General features: G+C 39.8%; 5 protein-coding genes. 3 read left to right on the top strand and 2 right to left on the bottom strand.

Annotation, left to right across the window (positions count from 1 at the left end; all coding sequences use genetic code 11):
• Nucleotides 1-1,077 precede the first annotated feature (1,077 nt).
• Nucleotides 1,078-2,973, top strand: a complete 1,896-nt coding sequence (locus Q4533_RS14410) for a sodium:proton antiporter (protein WP_303503005.1) — start codon at nucleotides 1,078-1,080, stop codon at nucleotides 2,971-2,973.
• An 83-nt stretch (nucleotides 2,974-3,056) separates the two neighbouring features.
• On the opposite strand, the gene bcp is transcribed toward Q4533_RS14410, so the two are convergent.
• Together bcp and Q4533_RS14400 are read right to left on the bottom strand one after the other, a co-directional pair.
• The gene (bcp, locus tag Q4533_RS14405; protein WP_303503003.1) at nucleotides 3,057-3,527 is read right to left on the bottom strand and encodes a thioredoxin-dependent thiol peroxidase; all 471 of its coding nucleotides are present in this window, start codon (nucleotides 3,525-3,527) and stop codon (nucleotides 3,057-3,059) included.
• 21 nt (nucleotides 3,528-3,548) lie between these two features.
• On the bottom strand, nucleotides 3,549-4,076 hold the full coding sequence (locus tag Q4533_RS14400) for a glycine cleavage system protein R (protein WP_102437160.1): 528 nt from the start codon (nucleotides 4,074-4,076) through the stop codon (nucleotides 3,549-3,551).
• 353 nt (nucleotides 4,077-4,429) lie between these two features.
• On the opposite strand from Q4533_RS14400, the gene dapA reads away from it, so the two are divergent.
• On the top strand, nucleotides 4,430-5,317 hold the full coding sequence (dapA, locus tag Q4533_RS14395; RefSeq protein WP_102475506.1) for a 4-hydroxy-tetrahydrodipicolinate synthase: 888 nt from the start codon (nucleotides 4,430-4,432) through the stop codon (nucleotides 5,315-5,317).
• Nucleotides 5,318-6,418: an outer membrane protein assembly factor BamC gene (bamC, locus tag Q4533_RS14390; protein ID WP_102437164.1), complete on the top strand. Its 1,101-nt coding sequence runs from the start codon at nucleotides 5,318-5,320 to the stop codon at nucleotides 6,416-6,418.
• Nucleotides 6,419-6,570: the final 152 nt, after the last annotated feature.

Genomic DNA, 6,570 nt, shown 5'->3' with positions numbered 1-6,570 from the left:
GAGCGGTAGTTCAGTTGGTTAGAATACCGGCCTGTCACGCCGGGGGTCGCGGGTTCGAGTCCCGTCCGCTCCGCCAAACAGATTAGCCCTTGTCATTAGACAAGGGCTTTTTTGTGCCTTTAATTTATGCTGTTGGGCTTATTTTAATGAATGAGTTAATTGGATTAATTACTTGAATTAGTTACTTGAATTAGTTACTTGAATTAGTTACTTGAATTAGTTACTTGAATTGGCTAAATGAATTGCTTGAATAAAAGCAGCAGTTGGTTACTTTGTATTAGTAAGCTGAGGCTGTCACGCCGGGGGCGCAGGTTCGAGTCTCGTCCGCTGCGCCAAACAGATTAGCCCTTGTCATAAGACAAGGGCTTTTTTGTGCCTGTAATTTATGCTGTTGGGCTTATTTTAATGAATGAGTTAATTGGATTAATTACTTGAATTAGTTACTTGAATTGGCTAAATGAATTGCTTGAATAAAAGCAGCAGTTGGTTACTTTGTATTAGTAAGCTGAGGCTGCCACGCCGGGGCGCGGGTTCGAGTCTCGTCCGCTGCGCCAAACAGATTAGCCCTTGTCATAAGACAAGGGCTTTTTTGTGCCTGTAATTTATGCTGTTGGGCTTATTTTAATGAATTAGTTAATTGGATTAATTACTTGAATTAGTTACTTGAATTAGTTACTTGAATTAGTTACTTCAATTGGTTAAATGAATTGCTTGAATAAAAGCAGCAGTTGGTTACTTTGTATTAGTAAGCTGAGCCTGTCACGCCGGGGGCGCAGGTTCGAGTCCCGTCCGCTGCGCCGAACAGATTAGCCCTTGTCATAAGACAAGGGCTTTTTTGTGCCTGTAATTTATGACATTGAATGTATTTATCTTAAGCTGAGTCTATTGTTCTGCGGCTTTAACGTGAAAATTATTAAGCTTTAGATACTTCCAATCAGCAGGTTAAAAGGTTGATGTTAAGTTAAAAAATTACGGTAGATGTTTTAATTAAGCCTTGCTCTGATGTGTAATTTAGTATTTTATTAAAGATACAAACTCGCGAGCTATATCGCAGAAAATATAAAAAAGGAATTGTCCATGGTAGAACACATAACTGGCATGCTCGCGCTGATTGGCGTGCTGTCTTTATTGTGTCAATGGTTAGGTTGGAAGTTTCGTCTTCCTGCAATATTACCGTTATTATTATGCGGTTTGTTACTTGGTCCGGGGCTTGGCATTTTAGACCCTGATGCTATCTTTGGCGATTTGCTGTTTCCCATTATTTCATTGGGGGTCGCGGTTATTCTTTTTGAAGGCGCGTTAACCCTCAATTTTAAAGAAATCAAAGATCACGGCCGCATGGTGACAAACTTAGTGACCTTTGGTGCCTTTATAACTTGGGCTTGTATCGCCCCAGCCGCTCATTGGCTATTAGGCTTTGAATGGCCCATGGCGCTACTTTTTGGTGCATTAGTGGTAGTGACAGGTCCAACAGTAATAGTGCCTATGCTGCGCACAGTAAGGCCAAAATCAAACCTTGCCAGCATCTTACGCTGGGAAGGAATAGTCATAGACCCTATCGGGGCAATTTTAGCAGTATTAGTTTATGAATATATTGCTGTGGCGACCGCTGCAGATCCCACCACCCATATATTATTCGCTTTAGGCATGACATTACTGTTAGGTTTTGGACTTGGGGCGCTTGCTGGCTATCTCATTGGCATTGCACTTCGTAGTAATGTGTTTCCTCATTATCTTAAAAATACTGCGGTATTAACTATTATGCTGGGCGTCTTTGTTGGTTCTAATTTGATCCAAGAAGAGTCTGGGCTGTTAACCGTGACTGTGATGGGCATTTGGTTAGCGAATATGCGTGGGGTTGATATTGCGGATATTTTAGAGTTTAAAGAGACTCTTACCGTATTACTGATCTCCGCCTTGTTTATTTTATTAGCAGCAAGACTTAACTCGACCGCGATGCTTGATTTAGGTTGGGGAGGTGTCGGTGTCTTAGTGGTCGTGTTGTTGGTTGCAAGGCCTCTGAGTATCTGGATTTCTGGTATTGGTACTAGTTTATCTAGAGCTGATAAATGGTTTTTAAGTTGGGTCGCACCAAGAGGGATAGTTGCAGCGGCAATTTCTTCGTTATTTGCCATTAAGCTTGAAGCTATTGGGGTTAATGGTGCCAGCTCGATAGTGCCATTAGTGTTTTTAATTATTATTGGCACTGTTGTAATACAAAGCTTAACGGCAGGCCCATGGGCTAAGTTTTTAGGTGTAAAGGCCGATTCATCACAAGGCTTACTGTTATTTGGTGCCTCTAAGTTTTCACGTGAGTTAGCTAAGGTGTTAACGGCTAAGCAAGTGAAAGTGGTATTAGCCGATAATAACTGGGACAACATTCGTCAAGCGAGAATGGCGAATATCCCGGTTTATTTTGGTAATCCGGCCTCTGAACACGCCGAAAACTTTATGGATTTAAGTGGTATAGGTCGAGTGCTAGTGTTATCTCCCTATCGTCAATTAAACCCTTTAGTGAGTTTTCATTTTCAAGACTTATTCGGTACCAATAAAGTGTATGGCTTAAATAATGCCGAAGGGGGAAGTGCCAGACATCAATTGTCAGAGTCTTATTTAAAGCGTTTGTGTTTATTTGGTGAGTCAATTTCTTATGCCAAAATAGCCAGTTACATGGCGAAAGGTGCTGTTATTAAAGTCACTAATATTACGGATAATTTTACATTTGAACACTTTAAACAGCGTTATGGTGAAACGGCGATGCCGTTAATTTACCTGACTAAAGATCAGAAAGTAAAAATTATTTCAGGTACTGAAATTAATGAATTACCAGTCGGTATCGAGTTAATTAGCCTATTGCCGAAAGAGGCGCAAGAGCAAGATATAATCCAACGTAATTTAGCTGAAGTAACAGAAAATGAAGACGCTAATGAGCAAGATGACTCTGGTGAAACTTTCGGCAATACATCAGCTTGAATTTGAATTTGACTAAAAATCAGCAATAAAAAAGCTTCGTATTAACGAAGCTTTTTTTATGGAATTTTTACTTAAGGCTTAAGTTAAAGCGTTTCTAACACCGATAACACCACTTCATGGTGGTTTTTGGTTTTAAATTTATCGAACACATGTACTATTTTGCCATCTTGACCAATGAGGAAGCTCAATCTATGGATACCGTCATAGATTTTGCCCATGAATTGCTTCTCGCCCCACACGCCAAAGGCATCAGCAACGGCATGATCTTCATCACTGAGTAAGGCAAAGTTTAACTCTTGCTTGTCATTGAACTTAAGCAGTTTAGCAACTGGGTCAGGGCTTAAACCCAATACTGTGACATTATGATTTGCTAACTGGTCTTTGCTATCACGCAAGCCATGAGCTTGCACTGTGCAACCAGGTGTTGATGCTTTAGGGTAAAAATAAACTAACACAGGGCCGGTTTTTAAAGCTTCAGTGAGAGAGACTGATTGGTCAAATTGATTTTGTAGGGTAAATTGTGGTGCTAAATCACCAAGGGTTAAGGTATTCATTTTATGTCCTTATTTTATATTCTATTTGTCACTGTTTTGCATATGATTGATAGAGCACTCAAGTGATAGTTCTTTTGCCAGTTCATGAATACTTTTTTCAAGCTTTATAAGATCAATTTTTTCCGGCACATTGATAGTAAATAAAATATGCTGCGTTAAATTATCGTCGTCAGCGTGAGAGCGCACCGCAGCAAGATCAAGGGAACGATCCGCTAAGAATTCGGTTATTCGCTTCATGGTGCCACGTTGATCTTGACCGTTAACATTGACCTCGATACGCGACACGTAATTTTGTGGTGTATGCTTGGAAGTACGTTTCATTACCATGAGTAATTCAAGCTGTACACTTAAGCTGGGTAACTGGGTTTCTATCTTTGTTATTGCTGCCCAAGAGCCTGAAATCATCATAATTAAGGTAAATTCATTACCAAAAAGTGCCATACGGCTATCGACGATGTCACAGTCACATTCACTTGCTAAACGGGCTAGACGACTTACTAAACCAGGGCGATCAGCACCCATAGCAGTAACGACCAGATAGTTGGTCATGGATTTTCCTCACTTTTTCGATATCATGGAGCGTAAACTAGCGAGCTAACGCAAAGTTTTTTTGCGGGCACTAATGCTACCATAACTAATGTAAAACCACATAAGTATGTCACTATGAAAGTTAATTCATATTAAAAATTTACTTCTTGGCATAACAACTTAGGTGTAAGATTGATTTCAATGAAATAAAGTACCTAACGTCATGATATAAAAAATATGCTTAGCCATTAAACAATCATCTGACGATGTAAATTTGTGCTTTAGTAAAAATGCATTTGAGAGCCCCCGTTAATGCTTGTCATTAGTTGTAGGCATCAGTAACATAGCGAATCCTGAAACCTTGGGGAATTTAGATGATAAACGGAAGCATCGTTGCCTTAATCACTCCTATGAATAGTGATGGCACAGTAGATTATAAAAGTCTTGAAAGACTGGTAGAGTTTCATATAGAGCAGGGGACTGATGCGATCGTTGCAGTCGGTACAACAGGTGAGTCTGCTACTTTACCCATTAAAGAACATGCACAAGTTGTGTCGCAAACTGTTAAATTTGCCGCAGGTCGTATACCCGTCATTGGTGGTAATGGCGCTAACGCCACTGCCGAAGCGATAGAACTTACCCAATCAATGGCTGATTCTGGCATTGTTGCCATGCTTGGGGTCACGCCTTATTACAATAAGCCTTCACCTAAGGGCTTAATTGCACATTATAAAGCTGTTGCAGCAAGTACTGATATCCCTCAAATTCTTTATAACGTCCCTGGACGTACTTCAGTGGATATGTTGCCTGAAACCGTGGCTGAATTAGTAGCGGTGGAAAATATTATCGGTGTTAAAGAAGCCACTGGCGATTTAACCCGTGTTGCTCGATTACGCGAGCTTTGCGGTCAGGATTTCAAACTTTATAGCGGCGATGATGCCACTGCGAGAGACTTTTTATTACTTGGCGGTGATGGTGTTATTTCGGTTGCTAATAATATTGTTCCAAAAGCATTTAAACAACTGTGTGATGCAGCATTAGCAGGTGACCATGCTTTATCCGAAAAACTGAACCTACCACTGAAAGGTTTATATGAGCATTTATTCTGCGAAGCTAACCCAATCCCTGTTAAATGGGCTGCGCATCAAATAGGTTTAATTAGCCAAGGACATATTCGTTTACCTTTAACTGAACTTTCTGAGCAGTTTCATGGTCAGTTGTTAGAAGCGATGAAACAAGCCCAGATAGAGGTAACACAATAAATGTTGAAGCAAGTCACTCCAATTTTACTTATAGCAGCAGTTTCTGCTTGTAGTTCACCGACAGATCGTCGCGTTGCCAATGGCAATGATGAATATGTTAACGCCAAAGAAGTCCCACTATTAGTTATTCCAGAAGGCTTGACTGAGCCAACTTATGGCCGTGAATACGACATTCCTAAAGTGGGTAACAAAGTTGATAAAGACTTAGTTGGAAAACGTCTGGATATTCGTCCTCCTTTACTGGTCTTGCCTATGTCTGAAGGTACGCGTATTGAAGAAGGCAGTGACAATATTAAAATTATTGTCGAATCAATTACGACCACAAAAGATCTAAAACAAGAAGTTTTTGATAATTTACATGGTTTCTTAGCAAAACATGAAGTACCTATCGAAAACGAAAATTATGACGAAGGTTTTATCGAAACAGGTTGGATAGACACGCAAGACGTCATAGAAACAAGCTGGTTCGGTGAAGACAAAGTGTATTTACTGCGTCAACGTTACCGTTATGAGGTCGATGTGAGTCCTCATGGTCGCTCAGGCAGCATGGGTATTGATCTCATTGAGCATGAAGAAAGCTACAATGGTGATGATCAGCAAGTGCTATTAACGGCAGAAGATAAACGCCGTTACACCGTTGATATGCTCAATAACACTATTGCTTACATCAGCTTAAAACGTGACAAGCAAATTAAAGCTGACCGTATTCAACAAAGTAAAGGTATTAACGTTGATCTAGTGGCTGAAACAGAAACCACTGGCGCTTATTACATTTCAGAAGTTGATTTCAATAAAACCTGGGATCGATTACGTATTGTATTGCCTGAGCTAGGTTTCGATATTGTTGATATGAACAGCGCCAAAGGTTTGTATTATATTGTCTTGGAAGAAACTGGCGGGTTCTGGAGTTCATTATGGGGCGAAGATAAGTTATCACTTGAAAAAGGTAACTATCGAATTGAGCTTGTTGAAACTGATGATAAAGATCAAACTGAAATCTTTATTAAAGATGCCGCAGGTGAGCCATTAGAAAATGAAACGATTACTGAAATCTATCGCGTAGTCAGCGAAGCAATGAAAGAAGATCGTAAAGTACGATAATGCGTTAAATTAACATTACCTAATTGTTCGTATTTTAGGCTATCAAAAAAAAGAGACAGTATTTACTGTCTCTTTTTTTATGCTTTAAAAACAGTAAAAATAGTCATTTAACCTTCTATATCGATTGTTTACCAATTAAAAAGCTAAGATTG

The organism is Shewanella sp. 6_MG-2023 (assembly GCF_030547195.1).
Classification (GTDB): Bacteria; Pseudomonadota; Gammaproteobacteria; order Enterobacterales; family Shewanellaceae; genus Shewanella.
Note: the sequence above shows the minus strand (reverse complement) of the source record. Positions and strands in the feature narration are given on the sequence as shown.